This window comes from Leptospira wolffii serovar Khorat str. Khorat-H2, assembly GCF_000306115.2.
GTDB lineage: Bacteria > Spirochaetota > Leptospiria > Leptospirales > Leptospiraceae > Leptospira_B > Leptospira_B wolffii.
In genome coordinates this window covers 1-16,795 of record NZ_AKWX02000011.1, presented here as the reverse complement: position 1 = coordinate 16,795, position 16,795 = coordinate 1, and the positions used below count along the sequence as shown (strand labels likewise).

General features: G+C 37.6%; 17 protein-coding genes. 15 read left to right on the top strand and 2 right to left on the bottom strand.

The window, feature by feature from the left end:
* The first annotated feature begins 286 nt into the window (after window positions 1-286).
* The 11 genes from LEP1GSC061_RS09005 to LEP1GSC061_RS20830 all read left to right on the top strand — a co-directional run bounded on the left by LEP1GSC061_RS09005 (window position 287) and on the right by LEP1GSC061_RS20830 (window position 10,220).
* A complete protein-coding gene (locus LEP1GSC061_RS09005; protein WP_016545122.1) occupies window positions 287-1,732 on the top strand; it encodes a caspase family protein in 1,446 nt (481 codons plus the stop codon).
* Between the two features lie 202 nt (window positions 1,733-1,934).
* Window positions 1,935-2,645, top strand: coding sequence for a hypothetical protein (locus tag LEP1GSC061_RS09000; RefSeq protein ID WP_016545120.1), 711 nt, complete (start codon window positions 1,935-1,937; stop codon window positions 2,643-2,645).
* 182 nt (window positions 2,646-2,827) lie between these two features.
* Window positions 2,828-3,388 (top strand): hypothetical protein, encoded by a 561-nt coding sequence (locus LEP1GSC061_RS08995; protein ID WP_040508320.1) that lies wholly within the window; start codon window positions 2,828-2,830, stop codon window positions 3,386-3,388.
* 52 nt (window positions 3,389-3,440) lie between these two features.
* A complete protein-coding gene (locus LEP1GSC061_RS08990; RefSeq protein ID WP_016545127.1) occupies window positions 3,441-4,130 on the top strand; it encodes a hypothetical protein in 690 nt (229 codons plus the stop codon).
* A 255-nt stretch (window positions 4,131-4,385) separates the two neighbouring features.
* Window positions 4,386-5,243: a hypothetical protein gene (locus tag LEP1GSC061_RS08985; protein WP_016545128.1), complete on the top strand. Its 858-nt coding sequence runs from the start codon at window positions 4,386-4,388 to the stop codon at window positions 5,241-5,243.
* Between the two features lie 164 nt (window positions 5,244-5,407).
* Window positions 5,408-5,851: a hypothetical protein gene (locus LEP1GSC061_RS08980; protein WP_040508318.1), complete on the top strand. Its 444-nt coding sequence runs from the start codon at window positions 5,408-5,410 to the stop codon at window positions 5,849-5,851.
* A gap of 754 nt (window positions 5,852-6,605) precedes the next feature.
* A complete protein-coding gene (locus tag LEP1GSC061_RS08970; RefSeq protein WP_016545130.1) occupies window positions 6,606-7,583 on the top strand; it encodes an MORN repeat-containing protein in 978 nt (325 codons plus the stop codon).
* Between the two features lie 2 nt (window positions 7,584-7,585).
* Window positions 7,586-7,801 carry a hypothetical protein gene (locus LEP1GSC061_RS08965; RefSeq protein ID WP_016545125.1) on the top strand — a complete coding sequence of 72 codons (216 nt, stop codon included), beginning with the start codon at window positions 7,586-7,588 and terminating at the stop codon, window positions 7,799-7,801.
* 206 nt (window positions 7,802-8,007) lie between these two features.
* Window positions 8,008-8,433, top strand: a complete 426-nt coding sequence (locus LEP1GSC061_RS08960) for a hypothetical protein (protein ID WP_156844527.1) — start codon at window positions 8,008-8,010, stop codon at window positions 8,431-8,433.
* The gene (locus tag LEP1GSC061_RS08955; protein WP_016545123.1) at window positions 8,414-9,229 is read left to right on the top strand and encodes a hypothetical protein; all 816 of its coding nucleotides are present in this window, start codon (window positions 8,414-8,416) and stop codon (window positions 9,227-9,229) included. Before LEP1GSC061_RS08960 ends, LEP1GSC061_RS08955 begins: the two co-directional genes overlap by 20 nt.
* Window positions 9,230-9,593: 364 nt before the next feature.
* Window positions 9,594-10,220: an alpha/beta hydrolase gene (locus LEP1GSC061_RS20830; protein ID WP_198014254.1), complete on the top strand. Its 627-nt coding sequence runs from the start codon at window positions 9,594-9,596 to the stop codon at window positions 10,218-10,220.
* A 245-nt stretch (window positions 10,221-10,465) separates the two neighbouring features.
* On the opposite strand, the gene LEP1GSC061_RS20825 is transcribed toward LEP1GSC061_RS20830, so the two are convergent.
* Window positions 10,466-11,668 carry a phospholipase D family protein gene (locus tag LEP1GSC061_RS20825; protein ID WP_016545124.1) on the bottom strand — a complete coding sequence of 401 codons (1,203 nt, stop codon included), beginning with the start codon at window positions 11,666-11,668 and terminating at the stop codon, window positions 10,466-10,468.
* Between the two features lie 105 nt (window positions 11,669-11,773).
* Here LEP1GSC061_RS20825 and LEP1GSC061_RS08940 point away from each other — a divergent pair, with 105 nt between their 5' ends.
* Complete coding sequence (locus LEP1GSC061_RS08940) at window positions 11,774-13,411, top strand: Eco57I restriction-modification methylase domain-containing protein (RefSeq protein ID WP_016545119.1); 1,638 nt, start codon at window positions 11,774-11,776, stop codon at window positions 13,409-13,411.
* A gap of 170 nt (window positions 13,412-13,581) precedes the next feature.
* On the opposite strand, the gene LEP1GSC061_RS08935 is transcribed toward LEP1GSC061_RS08940, so the two are convergent.
* Window positions 13,582-13,890, bottom strand: coding sequence for a helix-turn-helix transcriptional regulator (locus tag LEP1GSC061_RS08935; protein WP_052006520.1), 309 nt, complete (start codon window positions 13,888-13,890; stop codon window positions 13,582-13,584).
* Window positions 13,891-13,983: 93 nt separating this feature from the next.
* Between LEP1GSC061_RS08935 and LEP1GSC061_RS08930 the strand changes: the two genes are divergently transcribed.
* The 3 genes from LEP1GSC061_RS08930 (at window position 13,984) to LEP1GSC061_RS08920 (ending at window position 16,267) form a co-directional block, all read left to right on the top strand.
* The gene (locus LEP1GSC061_RS08930; protein WP_016545126.1) at window positions 13,984-14,202 is read left to right on the top strand and encodes a helix-turn-helix domain-containing protein; all 219 of its coding nucleotides are present in this window, start codon (window positions 13,984-13,986) and stop codon (window positions 14,200-14,202) included.
* A gap of 320 nt (window positions 14,203-14,522) precedes the next feature.
* Window positions 14,523-15,368: a peptidase associated/transthyretin-like domain-containing protein gene (locus LEP1GSC061_RS08925; RefSeq protein WP_016545131.1), complete on the top strand. Its 846-nt coding sequence runs from the start codon at window positions 14,523-14,525 to the stop codon at window positions 15,366-15,368.
* Window positions 15,369-15,592: 224 nt separating this feature from the next.
* Window positions 15,593-16,267: a hypothetical protein gene (locus LEP1GSC061_RS08920; RefSeq protein ID WP_016545118.1), complete on the top strand. Its 675-nt coding sequence runs from the start codon at window positions 15,593-15,595 to the stop codon at window positions 16,265-16,267.
* Window positions 16,268-16,795 lie beyond the last annotated feature (528 nt).

The following is a 16,795-nucleotide window of genomic DNA, read 5'->3' as shown; positions in this document are numbered from 1 at the left end:
TGGAATAAGGGGATTTCATACTATTGGACTTTCGTCCAAGTAGTGAAATTGAATTAAATTGCAACGTGTTTGAGGCGTAACTTCGCTTAACTGCCAACTTGCCGCATCGCTTCGGGCTTGCTTCGCAACCCTTGCTTGGCCTTCGGCACATTGGCTCCCGTCACGACTTTTGCTTGGCAAAAGGTCGCGCCTGGCTCTAACGCCTCTTCGAGGCTCAGAGTCGCCAACGTCGGCAAGCCAACGTCGTTAGCCGCAATAATTTTAAATAAAACTTCAAAGGTAGAAAATGAACTTAGCTATTTTAATTGGACAGTCGGATTATAAAACGATTCAGAAATTGCCGGGTTGCATTAACGATTTACGTTTAACTCAATCTATCATCAAAGAAACGGGGAAATATGAAAAAATTTTAGTGTTAGATGATTCAATAAATAGAAGTGAAGAAGCAAAAAGGCAGATTATGAATTTTGTGGAGGAAAACCAAGAAAATAATGTCGATGAATTATTTTTCTATTATACGGGACATGGGCATTACGATGGGAATGATTTTTTCTATCTGTGGAAAGATTACGACAATAAAATAAAAAGACAAACTAGCATCGAGAATACTGAAATAGATGCTTATTTAAGAAAATTGAACCCAGCTCTTTGTGTAAAAGTAATAGATTCTTGCAATTCTGGCGTAGCCTATGTGAAGGAGGCTGAAAATATTGATACATATTTGAAGGGAACAAAGGATGGATTTAGAAATTGCTATTTTATGTTTTCTAGTCAAGCGAATCAAAATTCGTCTGCCGGGATCTCAATTAGTGATTTTACACTGTCTTTTATTAATTCTCTTCATAGATCCGAAAATTACACTATCAGATACAAAGAAATTATTGATTATATTTCAGACTCCTTCGAAGCGAATCCTCTGCAAACACCCCAATTTATTGTTCAAGCTAGTTTGAAAGAAATATTCTGCACAATTAATACGCAAATTCTTGATTTGATTAATAGTAAATATCAAGTACCCATAAATGCAGATCTTGGAGATTACGATATCTTACTCGAAAAAATTAAAAATGATGCAAAAAGGTATTCATATACTGAAGAGCAGATAGTTAGTCTATTAAATAATATAGAGTCAATAATTAACGAAAACAGCAATAAGCATTATCTAAAAAGTTTGTATGAAATAAAATTAACAAAGCAGCCTTCTTCGCATAATATACCCAAGCCGGCTTCAATTGGTTCTTATATAAAAGAAAAGACAAAAGGGCTTTTTACTGAGATTATATATAAAAAGGAATCTTATCAAACTCGAGAATTAAGGAATCCGATTCGCATTAATATTTTTTCTGATCCTGATGACGACACTCAATACAAAACTGTTATTAGGTATCGTAGTGTTGCGGAAAATGTTTCTTCTGCCATTAATTTTGGGTTTTCACATTATGAGATAGAATTAATTCCGAAATACCCGAATTTGCAGAAATATGGATTTATCTATTTTCCGTTGGTCAGTAAGACAACGTTATATATATTTTACATAAAATTCTTCTACGAAGAATACAAATGGAATCAATTTCAGCCAAAATACAGAGAATCTGATTGGCAAGTTTTTTCAGCTGATTTTTCTGATGAAAAGATCGAGACGACAATTTTTCAGAATATAGAGAAAAGTTTTGATTTGTTAAAAGATGAAATTGGTAAGCAATATTCTGGACAGTCGTCTCCTCCAGAGTAAAATTACTGCGGCTAACTATCGGCTCTGACGCTTCGCTTCGGGCTTGCTGCGCAACCCTCGCTTGGCCTGCGGCACATTGGCTCCAGTCACGACTTTTGCTTAGCAAAAGATCGCGCCAGACCCTAACGCCTCTTTGAGGCTCAGGGTTCGCCAACGTCGTCAAGCCTTGGGTCGTTATGCGCCATGACTATGGAAAATATTTATGAAACCTAAAAAGGCCCTTAAATTTATAACCATCTTTGCAGGAGGTTTTCTAATAGCTCCGTTATTAATTTATTTTTATCAGTTTAATAAAGGATTAGCAACGACTGACCAGGCTTGGGCAAATTTCGGGTCGTATTTTGGTGGGGTAACTGCTGCTGTCTTTTCTTTTGCCAGTTTTATATCTGTTCTCTATGGACTAGTTCGAGCTGAAGATATTCGAATATCTGAGAATGAAGAGAAGCATATTTTTGCTCTTATTGATTTATTAGGACGCCATAAGTCCTTTATGCATTGCTATATTTTTAACGAAGATCTATATAGTTCGCAAGTTGTTGAAAGATATATTCAATCTTTTTTTAACTTTGCTATACCAATGGAAAACGGAATGAATGTCACTTTTAGCCCTGTGCCATATATATCTTTAGAAAATTCGGTTAGTGTGTATTGTAATCAAATTATATACATTATAGAATATATACAGGGGACTTCAAATAAACTGAAGTATATGGAACTATTTTTGTCACAGCTTCCAGAAACCGATAGACAATGTATAGTTTCTCAGAAGCTAGATTTCTTTGAGCAACATCCTGAAATACGAAAAAAGTTTATGGAAGATAAAAAATATAACAGCATTAAGAATGTAAAAAGTAAAGTTGAAGAAGCGATCAAAGCTTGGGGCGCCTCTTTATCTACAAGTCACGGCGCATAACTTACGGTGCTTCCGCATCGCTGCGGGATTGCTACGCAACCCTTGCTCGGGCTACGCCACATTTCGCTTTGTCACTCGTCTTGCAAGGCAAGTCTCGTGCCAAGTCCTTCGGACGCGCGAAACGTCGGAACACCTTGGTCGTTATGCGACATGCTCGTAAATATTTATTCTAAAGGAAAATCATGTTAAACATCAAATATAAGATAAGAATTTATAGTGTTGTTATGCTGATGGCTCTTGGCGCGGAGTATTCGTTCGCTAAGGAATTTAAATCGGAAGATTGCAAAAATCAGATAAAAGAAAACAGCTCAAACCTTTCCAAATTGATCTCTGTATTACAAACGAAAAACATGAAATTAATTACTAAATATTTTGATAATCAACTTTACTTCGCAAATCATTTAGATGAGCAAGAAGCGGCTTATTTTATCAATGAGGTTGGGGATAAGTTTTCGTATAATAGATTAGATTTTGAATATTTATTGTTTGATACGAAGAAATTAAAGGAAAGACAGCCTTCATTGAATAGTTTTTCAGAAGTATTTTCAACTTCGAATATAAATAATATAGTTGAGTATCAAAATTATTGTAGTGGGGGACAGTTGAATCGAGCTGAAAATGGTAAATATTTCGATACTCCTGCAATAATTGCAAAATATAAAGATGTGTCCTATAATCTGATGTATGAAAAGAAGAAAGACAGTTTTAGAATTATTGCAATCTATTTCACTTTAATCAACTAGTTATGGTTAGAGTATCGTAAAGACTGAAAACTCGCACGTCGCATAACTATCGGTGCTTCCGCTCCGTTCGTGGATCGCTAACGCGACCACTCACTCGGGCTTCGCCACATTTGCTTCTGTCACTTCACTTGCGAAGCAAGCTCGTGCCATTGCAAACGTCGGAACACCTTGGTCGTTATGCGAACATGCAGGCAAATATTCTCTTTTTACTAAAATGAATTTTCTCGATAAATTACTTAAAACCGTTGATTTATGGATCCCTGACGAGCGTCAGGCAATGTTAGATAAAGGAAAAGATTTTGAGAAATATGTGATATCTAAATTTGATAAGAACTATTTCACTATAGTTGATTGGACGCGAGATCATGATATAAATTCGTCGGGTCGATTAGTTGAAAGCAATTTAAATCCTGATCTTAAAATTCGTTATAATCCAACAAAAGATCTATTTGCAGTAGAATGTAAATTTAGAAGCAATCCCGTGAAAAGTTCAAAGATTAATGACTATGTAGTTAATTGGTCTAAACCGGAACAAATCAAAAGATATTCAGATTTTATGAAAAGGGAAAGAATTCCGGTGTTTGTTGTAATTGGCCTTTCAGGTAAGCCTATGAGCCCAGAATATATGTTTTGTTTGCCATTAGCATCAGCTCCTTATCCAGAATTATTTCCAAGCGTATTGGATAAATTTGAGCGTGATCCACGAAAGAATTTTTTCTGGCAGAATGGGATTTTAAAATAATCAGCAAGTTAAAATCATTGTGATAGTGCCTGCACGCCGCATAACTGTCGGCTCTGACGCTTCGCTTCGAGATTGCTTCGCAACTCTCGCTCGGGCTAAAGCCACATTTCGCTTTGTCACTCGCCTTGCAAAGCAAGTCTCGCGCCAAGTCCTTGCGGACTCGCGAAACGTCGTCAAGCCTTGGTCGTTATGTGCCATGCTTTGAAATTATTCGTTATACAGAAATATAACTAGGTAGTATTAGATTAATAGAAAATGGATCCATCTACTAAAAATAGAATATCAGATTTCATTTGTGGTGATAATTCTGAAAAATATCCTCTTTACCGAACAGGAACTAACTTAACTCGATTTTTTAATGAGATTGGCATTAATGCCGTGCATGACGGGTCTACAAGAAAAAGCTGGGTGCTTAGCGTTATTTCTGATCTTAATGGTCCTGATCTCCAAAAGGTAATCTTAAGATTGGCTTCTCCAAAACTTTACGGAGGTGAACGTGAAAAAATTGCACTAGCACTAAAATCATTGAATGAAATTTTGAACGTTGAAGGCTTAAATATTAGTATAAAAGGGACTGACCCATTATTAGCCAAATTTGATCCGAAGTATGATACAGTAGCTGAAGAAATATCACAAAATGACTTGAAACCTTTACCTCCTCCTGATTTCAAAAAATTAAATTTGGAAAATGGCCTAGACCTAATTTTAGAAGAGAGATGGAAAGAGATTCAGAAATCATTTGATGCTGAAGCATATTTAGGCGCCCTTATTTTGATGGGCAGTATGTTGGAAGGATTCTTTTTAGGATTATTATTAAAGAATCCTAAAATGGCTAATACTGCTGTATCTTCTCCTAGAAAAGATGGCAAAGTTAAAAATTTTCCGGACTGGACCTTAAGTGAAATGATAGATGTTGGCCATGAGGTAGGTTGGATTCAGTTGGACGTAAAGAGATTTAGTCATGCACTACGCGAATTCAGAAATCTAATTCATCCTTATGAGCAATTTTATAAAAAAGTAACGCCTGATGTCGATACTTGCACTATTTCTTGGTATGTTGTTCAGGCTACTTGTAATGATATTGCAAATTGGATAGACAAGCACGGCACATAACTATCGGTGCTTCCGCTCCGCTCGTGGATCGCTAACGCGACCACTCGCTCGGGCTTCGCCACATTTTGCATTGTCACTGCGCTTGCGGTGGCAAGCTCGTGCCAAACGCAAAACGTCGGAACACCTTGGTCGTTAGCCGAAAGTCCGATTGCAAATTTCGTTTTATGAAAATTAAAAGAATCTCTCTTTACCTACTAATATTTAGTTTTATTCATTGCCTCTTGGGTCCTTTCTTTCTTTGTACTGGAGAGAGATGTCCACCAGAACCAGATCCTATATGGACGCTCTTTATAGATAAGAATCCTACAATAAAATTAAAGGCACCACCTGACCGTGGCATTTTGTCTGTTATAATCCAATCTCAAGAAAAAATTGATGTTGCTCCATCGGCAACGTCTCAATTCATTCCGATTCTCTATCAAACAGGATTATATTCGATCATAAGTTCAACTGAAGGAGAATTGCTGAATGAAAATGATTTTGATTTTAAGAATAATATGAAAGATGGCATATTTCTTCGGGAAGATTTAGATATTTTTAGTACAGCACCAAAATGCTATTTGTTTGATGGGGGAGCAGGCACTAAAACTGAAATTTCATGTTATTAGAATTTATGGGTAATTGTTGTTCAGCTTGTTCTTGATAGACATTGGTAGTTTGATAAATATGAAAGCTTCCATGAAGTGTATCGACAAATCGTACTTATAAAATCGGACCATCGGCTAACTATCGGTGCTTCCGCTCCGCTCGCGGATCGCTACGCGACCACTCGCTCGGGCTTCGCCACATTTTGCTTTGTCACTCGTCTTGCATAGCAAGCCTCGCGCCAAGTGCTTCGCACGCGCAAAACGTCGGAACACCTTGGTCGTTAAGCGAAATTCCGCCGGATTTTGTTTTTTTATTTTTTGAAGCTCGGAAGCGTGTAGATTCGTTTTCTAAGCATAGTAAATCTTGTGGTTTAAAGCGCTCCCCAATGGTATCTGGTGCCGTTGCCAGGGTATTGCATCTTGGTATTTATGCGTCCTGCGGAAGCTTATGGTTCCATTTTATCCAATCCCGAAAGGGGAGCGCGATACTTTGGAATAAGGGAATTTAATACTATTGGACTTTCGTCCAAGTAGTGAAATTGAATTAAATTGCAGTGTGTTTGAGGCGTAACTTCGCTTAACTGCCAACTTGCCGCATCGCTTCGGGCTTGCTTCGCAACCCTTGCTTGGCCTTCGGCACATTTTGCTTCTGTCACTCGCCTTGCGGTGGCAAGTCTCGTGCCATTGCAAAACGTCGGCAAGCCAACGTCGTTATACGCCATAGCAAATAAAAATCACTTGTCTTAATTTATTCCTAAGATACTAAGAGATGCAAATGACAAAAGACTTAAAACTATATATTCTTTTACTATTTCTATCAAATGCAGTCTATGCTCAGGATCTAAGTGGAGATTGGGTATGCACAGAATTACAATTGGAAAGCAAATCTATTCTGCAATTAAAGAAAGATTATTCAGTCGTTTATAAAACGAATTTAGGGGAATTCACAGGAAAATACGCATTCAATGGCAAAATATTTACATTGTCGTTATTGCAAAAGAATAATAAATATTCAGAATTAGCATATATTGTAACGAAATATCAAGATGATAAGTTAGAATGGTTCCCGAAAACACTTCCGGAAAGAAAAGAAGTTTGTATAAAAAGTAATTCCAAATGCAGAAAGGGTGACTGCAGAAATGGTGATGGTGAATTAGTCGATGGATCTTTTAAAGCCATTGGATATTTCAAAGATGGTGCAATATACACAGGCACTATAATTTCGGATACTTTGGAAATGCATTTCGAGAATGGTTCACTAAAAGTGAACACTAATTATAAGCAGTTGTATCCTGATGGCTCAAAGATTGATGCTATGGTAATCAAATCGCCCGATCCAAAAATAATAAATGTGCTGCAAGGAAATATTGCTTACTCAGATGGAATAAAATGTTCAGGCATATTCTATTTGATTGAGCAATCATACCAAAAAAATCTTAAAGGTCACTGTAGCTATAAAGACTTTTCAGATAACAACCAACTCGGGATATTATCATATGAAGGAAATTTTTATCGAGATTCATTCGATGGACTTGGCGAACTAACTTTTAAGGAAGGATATAGGTTTAAATCTTACAAAGGTCATTTTAAGAACGGCAAATACGATGGCAAAGGAGTGTTGGAATATTCAGATGGAAGCAAATATGAAGGTGAATTCCAAAATTCAAAGCGGCACGGGTTCGGCATATTATACAATAATACTGGAAAAATTGAATTTAAAGGAAAATGGAGCGATGATCAGGAGGTGAGATAATTATGGAATTAAAGGATAGAATTAAACATATTCTAGAAAACTCGGCCATAGATAATCGTGAGCTTGAGTTAGAAGAAGCATTTAAGAATCATCTAAAGGAAGAATATATTTACCTAGTGCTTGATCCTACCAAAAATTATAAGAAAATTAAAAATGCTAAAACGGGTGAATTTGTCAAAGTTAATGAAGTAATTGAGTATTTAAGTCAAGGAAAATAATTGTAAAGATTTGCTACGGCGTATAACTATCGGGTTGGCGTTACGCTTCGGGCTCACTACGTGACCCTCGCTCCAGGCTTCGCCACATTTCGCTTTGTCACTCGTCTTGCATGACAAGCCTCGCGCCAAGTGCTTCGCACTCGCGAAACGTCGCCAACCCTTGGCCGTTAGCCGACATTAGCAAAAAAATACCTTAGAGGATGAAAATGGACAAAATAGAGAAATTAAAAAGTATAAACGATGTTGTAAACAGTTTCAAATCTGAATCTGTCCAACTAAGAGTTTTAGAATATTTATTGGAAGAAGAAAACTATAAATCTCCAACAACTCAAAGTTCGCCTAAAAAAAAGAATAAAGGAATTGTTAAAAAACAATCATTGCCCAAGGAACCGAAGAAGAAAATATCTAAAAAATCTCGCCCTGGTCCTGGTCAAATTGTTGACCAATTAATTTCCGAGGGTTTCTTTAATACCAAAAAAAGCACTACCGACATTGTTCAGCATTGCTCAAAGAATTTAGCTTATAATTACAAAGCTAACGAAATTGCGATCACATTGACAAGATCAGTAAGAAATGGAAAATTAAATAGAAAGGAAAATTCAGAGGGTACATTTGAGTATCAAAAGGCATAATAAAGATATTTTAGAACAAGCTCTTCAAAATCTATCATCCGATTATAGGAAGAAAATTATAAAAATATACTATGAAATTAAAGGTAAATCGTTAATATCATTCTATACGAAAGATAATTATGAAGTAGTTGGGTTATTGACTGGCAAATTCTCTGAGTTAATGTTGCGAGTCCTTCAAAAAGAATTAAATCAAACAGTCATTCCGGAGGGATCTTCGATTGGTAATTTTGCAGATGAAGTGCGTAAAATTATTTCTTTACCTGCATCAGCTGGGAATGAATCATTAAGAATTATCATTCCTAGAGCTATAGTTTATCTTTATACTCTGCGAAACAAGCGAGGAATAGGACATCTCGGTGGGGATGTTCAAGCTAATGAGATAGATATTCGGATAAGTGTAGATTTAGTAGATTGGATATTTTGCGAACTAATTAGAATTTTCCATGGTTTATCTATTGAAGATGCTCAATCATTAATAAGCACTTTATCGGAGAAAAAGATGCCGGTAATATGGGAAGTAATGGGAAAAAAGAGAATTCTTGAAACTAAATTATCAGCGAAAGATCAAATTCTTCTTTTAGCTTACTCCGATTTTCATAATGGTATTATCTTTGAAGATTTGGTAATCTCTTTAGAATATTCAAATCCGAGCGTATTGAAGTCGAAAATTTTAAATCCCTTACATAAAAACCGAATGATTGAATGGGATACTGAGGTCGATGCAATTTTTCTTTCTCCCAAAGGATTAAAGTTTGTGGAAGAAATTATTCTACCTAAAGTTGCAAACGTCGGCTAACTGTCGGTGCTTCCGCTCCGCTCGCGGATCGCTTACACGACCGCTCGCTCGGGCTTCGCCACATTTGCTTCTGTCACTCGCCTTGCAAAGCAAGTCTCGTGCCATTGCAAACGTCGGAACACCTTGGTCGTTAAGCGAAATAATGCCCAAAATTTTCATAAGACTAAATAATTTGAAATCTATCTATAATTCGAAAACGAAGAATGTAGTTATTACTATACCTCTAATCTTAATTTTGGTCTTTTCATACCCCTATTTGTTTCGAAGTGCTCTGTATTACGGGAAATCTGAGAAAATAGACCCAAAACTAATTCCCGGCGAACTCATTACTATCTCCAATTCAAACCGAGAAGTCAATGCTCACTTGTTAAAAGGAAAAGACCTATCATCAAAAGGATTAGTAGTGATGCTCCATGGGCAGGGTGGAACCATGTATGGAGAGGCAAGATTCTTTAAGCATTTTTATGAACAAGGCTATTCCGGGCTTTTCGTTGAATATGCTGGATTTGGTCTTTCAAAGAAGTATTTTCCTTCTGAAAATAATCTGTATGATGACTCAGAAAAAGTTATTCGGTATGTTCAGGCAAAATACGATTTTCCGCCTAATAAAACAATTTTATGGGGTCGTTCGTTAGGCAGTGGGGTAGCAATTGAGCTGTCTTTAAGAAATATATCATCTCATTTGATTTTGGTAACTCCATATACTTCGATCTATGAAGTAGCTAGATATAAATATACACAACTTATCCCGGAATTTCTTATTATCGATAAATTTGAGAGTATTTCTAAAGCCGCCAATCTAAGTTTACCAACCTTGATTATTGGTGCGAAACTTGATAACATGACGCCAATTAATATGGCGCTTGCTTTACATGATAAAATTAAACATTCTTCATATTTAGAGTTAGCTACAGCCGATCATTTCACTGTGAATGAAAATCTTTCTGAAAAAGACTTTGGTAAAATTTTCGATTTCTTAGCTAAGAAATAATATGAAAGTAAGATCTCTTTAGTCCGGGCTTTACTTCGCTTAACTGCCAACTTGCCGCATCGCTTCGGGCTTGCTTCGCAACCCTTGCTTGGCCTTCGGCACATTTTGCTTCTGTCACTCGTCTTGCAGAGCAAGTCTCGTGCCATTGCAAAACGTCGGCAAGCCAACGTCGTTATCTGCCATGCCGCGCCCCTTTGGTTTAAGCGCCAGCCGTCCTTGGCTGGCTTTAAGGTATAATTAAAGCGTTAGTCTATCGTGAGTGTGAACGGTTGTCCAGTAGCATCAGGTGCGTAAATTCGAAGTGTTCTATTCTCAACGTGCAATTGCCTAATTATCTTACCAACTTCTGTTCCCCAGTGTAACCACGTTGGCACATTATTCTGACCCGCCTCTCTTTCTGGGTCATGAGATAACCTTAAGTCGTAGTGACCGTAATAAATACCCATCAAAAATATTCGGAATGAAACTAAAGCGTTCTCTTGAGTCGGTTTACTTAAATCCGTTACTTGCCAATCATAACTTCCGAATACTTCATTTCGGAAATAAATACGCCAATCAATTTGCTGTCCATTTATCGTAAAATTAGATCGAGCCAACCGGATATTTCCAGTTGGATTTGATCCTTCTGGAACAATTTGCGCATCGCTTCTGCTTAATGAAGATTTTTCATAAACAAGCTGCCCTCTTAAGATCAAGAGATTCGGTGTTTCTAAAGTCTCATCATTTTCTATATAAGTATCATGCGGTTCATCTGTAATTACAGGGATACCCGATAAGTCTTGTGTTGAAATATCTGAATGGCGTATATTTATATTAATTCGTGGTGTGTCTGTCTGTAAATTTGTTCTATCTCCTCTTCGTTTAGAACTTTGCCTTAAAGGAATTTGTCGTTCATCAGACACCAAGCCTTTGTTAAATAGCTCTGTTACTTGTGAATGATTAATAACTTCTAACACATTATTTGGATATTCTGCATGAAAATTACTTGCAGTAGTTAGAATTTCTTGAAAAAGTCTTTCATCTTCTGGGTCGTGACGATCCATTAGAACTAGAAAGCTGGATTCTATATTGTTTCTTAATCCACCCAAAGTGGTATTTGCGCTACCGATGACTGCTTTTGCATTATCTGAATTATATGCTAAATAAAGTTTCGGATGAAAAATTAAGTCTGACCGGCCAGTATCGACACAAAATAATTTACAACCGACTTTAAGATAAGTATGCAAAGCTTGTGCGCTAGTGATCTCATTCCGGATACCAGTATAAACAATAATATTTTTATCCGAGATTGGAGAGTCTCCAAGTAGATCTATAACACCTCTAGATAGGCTAAATGCCGTCATAATAATGATATCGCCAAAATTTGGTTGTCTGAAAAGGTCGGTTAATAGTTCACTATGGTCTCCATTTGAATAGAAATGCTGAAAAATTGGTCTTATTATCGCCATAAGAATGAACCTAAATTTTCACTACTGACCTAAAAATAAAGATTTTAAAAAATGACTTTACTTGTCAATGTTATGTCACATATTTATACTACTTAAACGTTGGCTATGAAATTCTTTCAAGATCAGACTGAGGCTAAGATTCGAGGAAGTTATTACACTCCCTTGGGCATTGCTTCATATTTGGCAGAATGGGTTATTAGTAGATCAGCTAAACGTATTCTTGAACCTAGTTGTGGAGATGGTGCTTTTATTGAAGCATTGGCAAAGTTATCGAAATCAGAAATTCATTTAGATGGTTTTGAAATAGATAGGGTTGAAGCAGCAAAGGCAAAGCAAAAGTTAGAAAATGCTAGCTTGATGTCAGGGTCAATCGAAGCTACTGATTTTCTGTCTTGGTACAATGATTCAAGTCATTTTGTAGAACAGTATGATGCAGTCGTAGGCAACCCTCCTTTTGTTAGGTATCAATATCTTTCTGAAAAGCAGCAAGAAAATACTCGGAAAATCTTCGAAAAGTCTTCTCTGCCGTTTACGTTGCATACTAATCTATGGGTTCCATTCGTTATTGCATCTAGTAGATTGCTTAAACCGGGAGGATTACTTGCTTTAGTAATTCCATCTGAAATTATACATGTTCTCCATGCATCTGCACTTAGATCATTTTTATTATCTTCATATTCAAAAGTATTATTGCTTGATCCTGAATCCTTACTTTTCCCTTCTGCATTGCAAGGAGCAATGTTATTGATTGCTGAAAAGAAAGCTCCAGGCCAATCATCAAAAGGGATTTCTATTCAGGCCCAATTACCTCTTAGCTTTTTTAATAAGCCAATTGAGTGCTACATAAAAGAATCATTATATAGGCAGCCAACATTCGAAAATTTAAAATGGACTGAGTTTCTTTTATCTGATGAAGAAATTTCAATTTATCATGAAATAAACAATCATCTATGGGTAAAAAAGTTTGGCGATATAGCTAAGGCGGATGTCGGGATAGTTACCGGAGCAAACGATTTCTTCTTAGTTTCAGATGATATTGTCAAGGAGTATGGTCTACAAAAGAGATCTTTGCCAATGTTCGGCAGAAGTGACCACGTAAAGGGTCTGATATACGATCGCAAGGCTCATGAATCAAATAAGAAAGCTGGCTTGCCTGCCAATTTCATTTATTTTAGTGAAGAGCTTGAACGACTTTCTGAGCGAGAAAAATCTTATATTAAATTAGGCGAGATGGAAGGGTTACATTTAAGGTATAAATGTCGTATCAGAAGTCCTTGGTATAAAGTGCCCTCAATTTTCTCAACGAAAGTTGGAATGCTAAAGCGTTCACATGAAACGCCTCGATTGATTTTTAATGATTTTGATGCTCTAAGTACTGACACTTCTTATAGAATAAAAACTGAGATCGACCCGGCGACGTTTGTCTATTCTTTTGTTAATTCTTTGACTTCACTATCTGCTGAACTTGAAGGTAGGCATTATGGAGGCGGTGTCCTCGAATTAGTCCCATCGGAAATTGAACAGCTAAAGATACCTTTAATTGATAAGAAAAATAAAACAGACCTTTTGGCTTTACATCGAAAGTATACTTCAAGAAAAACTAGAATCAATGAAATAGTTTTGAGCCAAGATAAAGTTACTTTACTTCCTTACTTGAAATCAAAGCGCAAAATTGATAGTATTCAGAATGCTTGGCTACGCTTGCAGTCAAGACGAATGAGAAAACCCATGTCTGCTGTTTAGGGTACGCTAAATTCGACTAGGTTACTTATGTTCTACTTGTCTAGTGTGCTTTTGAGAGCTGGTCGGCTGATTCATCCGAACGCTTCGCGATCGGGACGCAAATCTTCACTTGTCTTCTCCGAACGCCCTCGTTAAAACTGCTTCGCAGATTTTACTCGGGCTCTCTTCTGTTATTTAATAACTTCATTAGTCGTGAATACAGAGTAAAAGAAAAATGGAGATTTCTTATAGATCTTCATAAACTTTAAAAACTCATCCATATATAATCTACATTTACCGGATTCAATCTTCGAAACCTGACTTCTACTTCTCTTGATCATCTTTGCAACCTGCGCTTGGGTAAGATTAGCTTCTATTCTCGCAACTTTTAACTGATGGTAGAATGCTTTCTTTTCTTCCTCGGAAATTCTCCTTCTGATCTCGGATTTAGGTCGTTTTCGGACAATACGTTGAGACTTGTTTTTGGATTTTTCCGTCATAAAGAGACCTTTTTGAGCAGAGATTTGTAAAGAATACATCTCCCACGGTATACCGCGTTCACATTTTGTCAACTATGCCGCAATATACCGTGTGTGGATTTCGAAGAATTTTTATTAAAAATCGGAAAGAATATTCAGAAAGTATGGAAGGATAAGGGACTTACTCAGGAAAATATGGATGAAGGCGATTACGCTGTTCCTGTAAGGACTTTACAAGATATTGAAGCGGGCAGGGCTAACTTCACCGCTAACTCGATTTTCAAGTTATCTAAACGATTAAAGGTTAAGCCCAAAGATCTTTTAGATATTTAAACAAAGTTATATTAAGTCTTAAATAGCAATTCTATTGGCATTTCCTAACCGGCTCAGCCCTCCATGGCTTCGCTCGGCTAGACATTGGGGGCGCGGCACAGCAGATAACTAAAAATTGTCGCGGCGCTGCGGGATTGCTTCGCAACCCTTGCTTGGGCTTCGCCAAATTCCGCTTTGTCACTCGCCTTGCAAAGCAAGTCTCGCGCCAAGTCCTTCGGACGCGCGGAACTTCGACAATTACTGGTCGTTATGCGGCATTGGGACACTTGCTCCTTCCAAAATCACTATAATCTTATATAATTTTCTACAAGAGGTATCATATGTCGGAAGAAAAGCAATCAAAGACTAAAAACTTTTGGGAAATCCTTTGGGCTCCCATTATTTTACTAATGCTTGGCGGCATTGGTTTCCTCATTAAGGAGAAATTCTTTGCCTCAGCAACCTATGTTACTGGAAATCTTCCTGACGCCCTGGAAAATGTTGAATTCATCTTTGATGGCAGCCCAATACTTCGAATCAATACAGATCCTCATGGAAACTTCCGTTTAGAAAATGTTCCCTTTGGCAGACACTATGTTCAATATAAGTTTCCCGGCTACTGTGAAGGGTATGCTGAGATTGACGTTACTATCTTAAGAAATCATTTTACTTTCAGTCCCTTAGAGGCTCGAATCTTTGGTAAATGTAAATCAACTTCAATGAAAAAATCGGAATGGGTTGGTAACTCGCATGAGAAAAAACCAGCCAAGCCTGCCTGCCTACGAGAAGAGCTAAATAGTCAATTTGCCCTTAATCTTGCATGGTGGTGCCCAAACGAAAAAGATCCAGATTACCGGGCTACTGCTCATTTTGAACCAGGCGGGTCAAACCTTTCTACCGTTTTTAGTAAAAGTGTATGCGGAAATATGCGGGGAAGGCTTGATATGCGGATCCTACGCATTGTCCAGGGAGTTGATCTTTCTCCGGATTTTTTCCCGCTAATTTCCACTTCCACTGACGCTCAAAATGGTGCAGATCCTCCACAACAGTTTCTGAATCAGACTATAACTCGACAAATTGGTGGAATATCAAGGACTTATAGCATAGAGGCAAATTGGAAGTCATACTGCAATGGACCAAATCTTTGCGTGAATGTTCGAGTTCTTCCAAATTGTTCACTCGACTGATAAATTAATATTCATCGTAATATGGTTTTCACCCTACGCCGCATAACTTTCGGCTTGTCGCTGCGCTGCGAGATCGCTTTGCGACTCTTGCTTGGCCTCCGGCACATTTCGCTTTGTCACTCGTTTTGCTGAGCAAAACTCGTGCCAAGTGCTGGCGCACTCGCGAAACGTCGTCAAGCCTTGGTCGTTATACGCCATCTTTAGATATTTTCAGAGGAAAATATATGACAGAAATTAGAGATAAGTTGCAATCTGAGTTTTTGCGAGTAGCAGAGAAATACGTAAAGGCCTATTGCAACGTAGAAAAATCAAAGGAGTTTTCATGGCCTGTTAGTCTTTGCTTCGATATAGTAATATCGTTCGAAGGACATAGGTGCGCTTTCATTTTTTCCGATCATTTTCAAAGATATTCAAGTGCGGATGAAAAACAATTCGATCCAGAATGGCTTATAATTTGGCTTTTAGAAAAAAAGATAATAACGACTCTTTATGTTATTCAATCACCATTAGAAATAACTTACGTTCATGTTGAAGACATTTTATATGCCCTATCGGTTCATTTGCCAATCTTCTTTGAAGAACGAGGAATAAATAATCTCATACAACTTAAAACTGATGTCGCGTTTAAAAAGACAGAGCAGATAAAAGATCCTATTTTATCATACATTAGTTGTACTTTTGATTACACATTATCTAATGAGGACGATGATGCAAAAAATGATGATGATCCTGGATTCTCGAATGTTTTCTTTCTGAATGCATATGATGATCGATATAAGAAGTATCCTGATTATTTCACTTTCTATAATTATATGATCTCCCACCCAAATTTAAGTATTAAAGAAGCTCGAGATCAATTCTACGTTGAATATTCAGAGCAAACGAAAAGGGATCTATAAACTAAAGACGGCGTATAACTGCCAACTTGCCGCATCGCTTCGGGCTTGCTTCGCAACCCTTGCTTGGCCTTCGGCACATTGGCTCCCGTCACGACTTTTGCTTGGCAAAAGGTCGCGCCTGGCTCTAACGCCTCTTCGAGGCTCAGAGTCGCCAACGTCGTCAAGCCTTGGTCGTTAAGCGCAATTCCGCCGGATTTTGTTTTTTTCTTTTTCGAAGCTCGGAAGCGTGTAGATTTGGTTCTAAAGCATAGGAAATTTTTCAGAGTTTTAGCGCTCCCCAATGCGAGCTGGTGCCGTCGCCAGGGATTGCATCTTGATATTTAAGCGTCCTGCGGAAGCTTATGGTTCCATTTTATCCAATCCCGAAAGGGGAGCGCGATACTTTGGAATAAGGGAATTTCATACTATTGGACTTTCGTCCAAGTAGTGAAATTGAATTAAATTGCAACGTGTTTGAGGCGTAACTTCGCTTAACTGCCAACTTGCCGCATCGCTTCGGGCTTGCTTCGCAACCCTTGCTTGGCCTTC

What these genes read in the sequence shown, in the direction of transcription:
- LEP1GSC061_RS09005 (WP_016545122.1), top strand. Translation starts at nt 287, where the DNA reads ATGAACTTAGCTATTTTAATTGGACAGTCGGATTATAAAACGATTCAG.
- LEP1GSC061_RS08995 (WP_040508320.1), top strand. Translation starts at nt 2,828, where the DNA reads ATGTTAAACATCAAATATAAGATAAGAATTTATAGTGTTGTTATGCTG.
- LEP1GSC061_RS20825 (WP_016545124.1), bottom strand. Translation starts at nt 11,668, where the DNA reads ATGGCGATAATAAGACCAATTTTTCAGCATTTCTATTCAAATGGAGAC.
- LEP1GSC061_RS08920 (WP_016545118.1), top strand. Translation starts at nt 15,593, where the DNA reads ATGACAGAAATTAGAGATAAGTTGCAATCTGAGTTTTTGCGAGTAGCA.
- LEP1GSC061_RS08940 (WP_016545119.1), top strand. Translation starts at nt 11,774, where the DNA reads ATGAAATTCTTTCAAGATCAGACTGAGGCTAAGATTCGAGGAAGTTAT.
- LEP1GSC061_RS09000 (WP_016545120.1), top strand. Translation starts at nt 1,935, where the DNA reads ATGAAACCTAAAAAGGCCCTTAAATTTATAACCATCTTTGCAGGAGGT.
- LEP1GSC061_RS08980 (WP_040508318.1), top strand. Translation starts at nt 5,408, where the DNA reads ATGAAAATTAAAAGAATCTCTCTTTACCTACTAATATTTAGTTTTATT.
- LEP1GSC061_RS08965 (WP_016545125.1), top strand. Translation starts at nt 7,586, where the DNA reads ATGGAATTAAAGGATAGAATTAAACATATTCTAGAAAACTCGGCCATA.
- LEP1GSC061_RS08985 (WP_016545128.1), top strand. Translation starts at nt 4,386, where the DNA reads ATGGATCCATCTACTAAAAATAGAATATCAGATTTCATTTGTGGTGAT.
- LEP1GSC061_RS08960 (WP_156844527.1), top strand. Translation starts at nt 8,008, where the DNA reads ATGGACAAAATAGAGAAATTAAAAAGTATAAACGATGTTGTAAACAGT.
- LEP1GSC061_RS08935 (WP_052006520.1), bottom strand. Translation starts at nt 13,890, where the DNA reads ATGACGGAAAAATCCAAAAACAAGTCTCAACGTATTGTCCGAAAACGA.
- LEP1GSC061_RS08970 (WP_016545130.1), top strand. Translation starts at nt 6,606, where the DNA reads ATGACAAAAGACTTAAAACTATATATTCTTTTACTATTTCTATCAAAT.
- LEP1GSC061_RS08925 (WP_016545131.1), top strand. Translation starts at nt 14,523, where the DNA reads ATGTCGGAAGAAAAGCAATCAAAGACTAAAAACTTTTGGGAAATCCTT.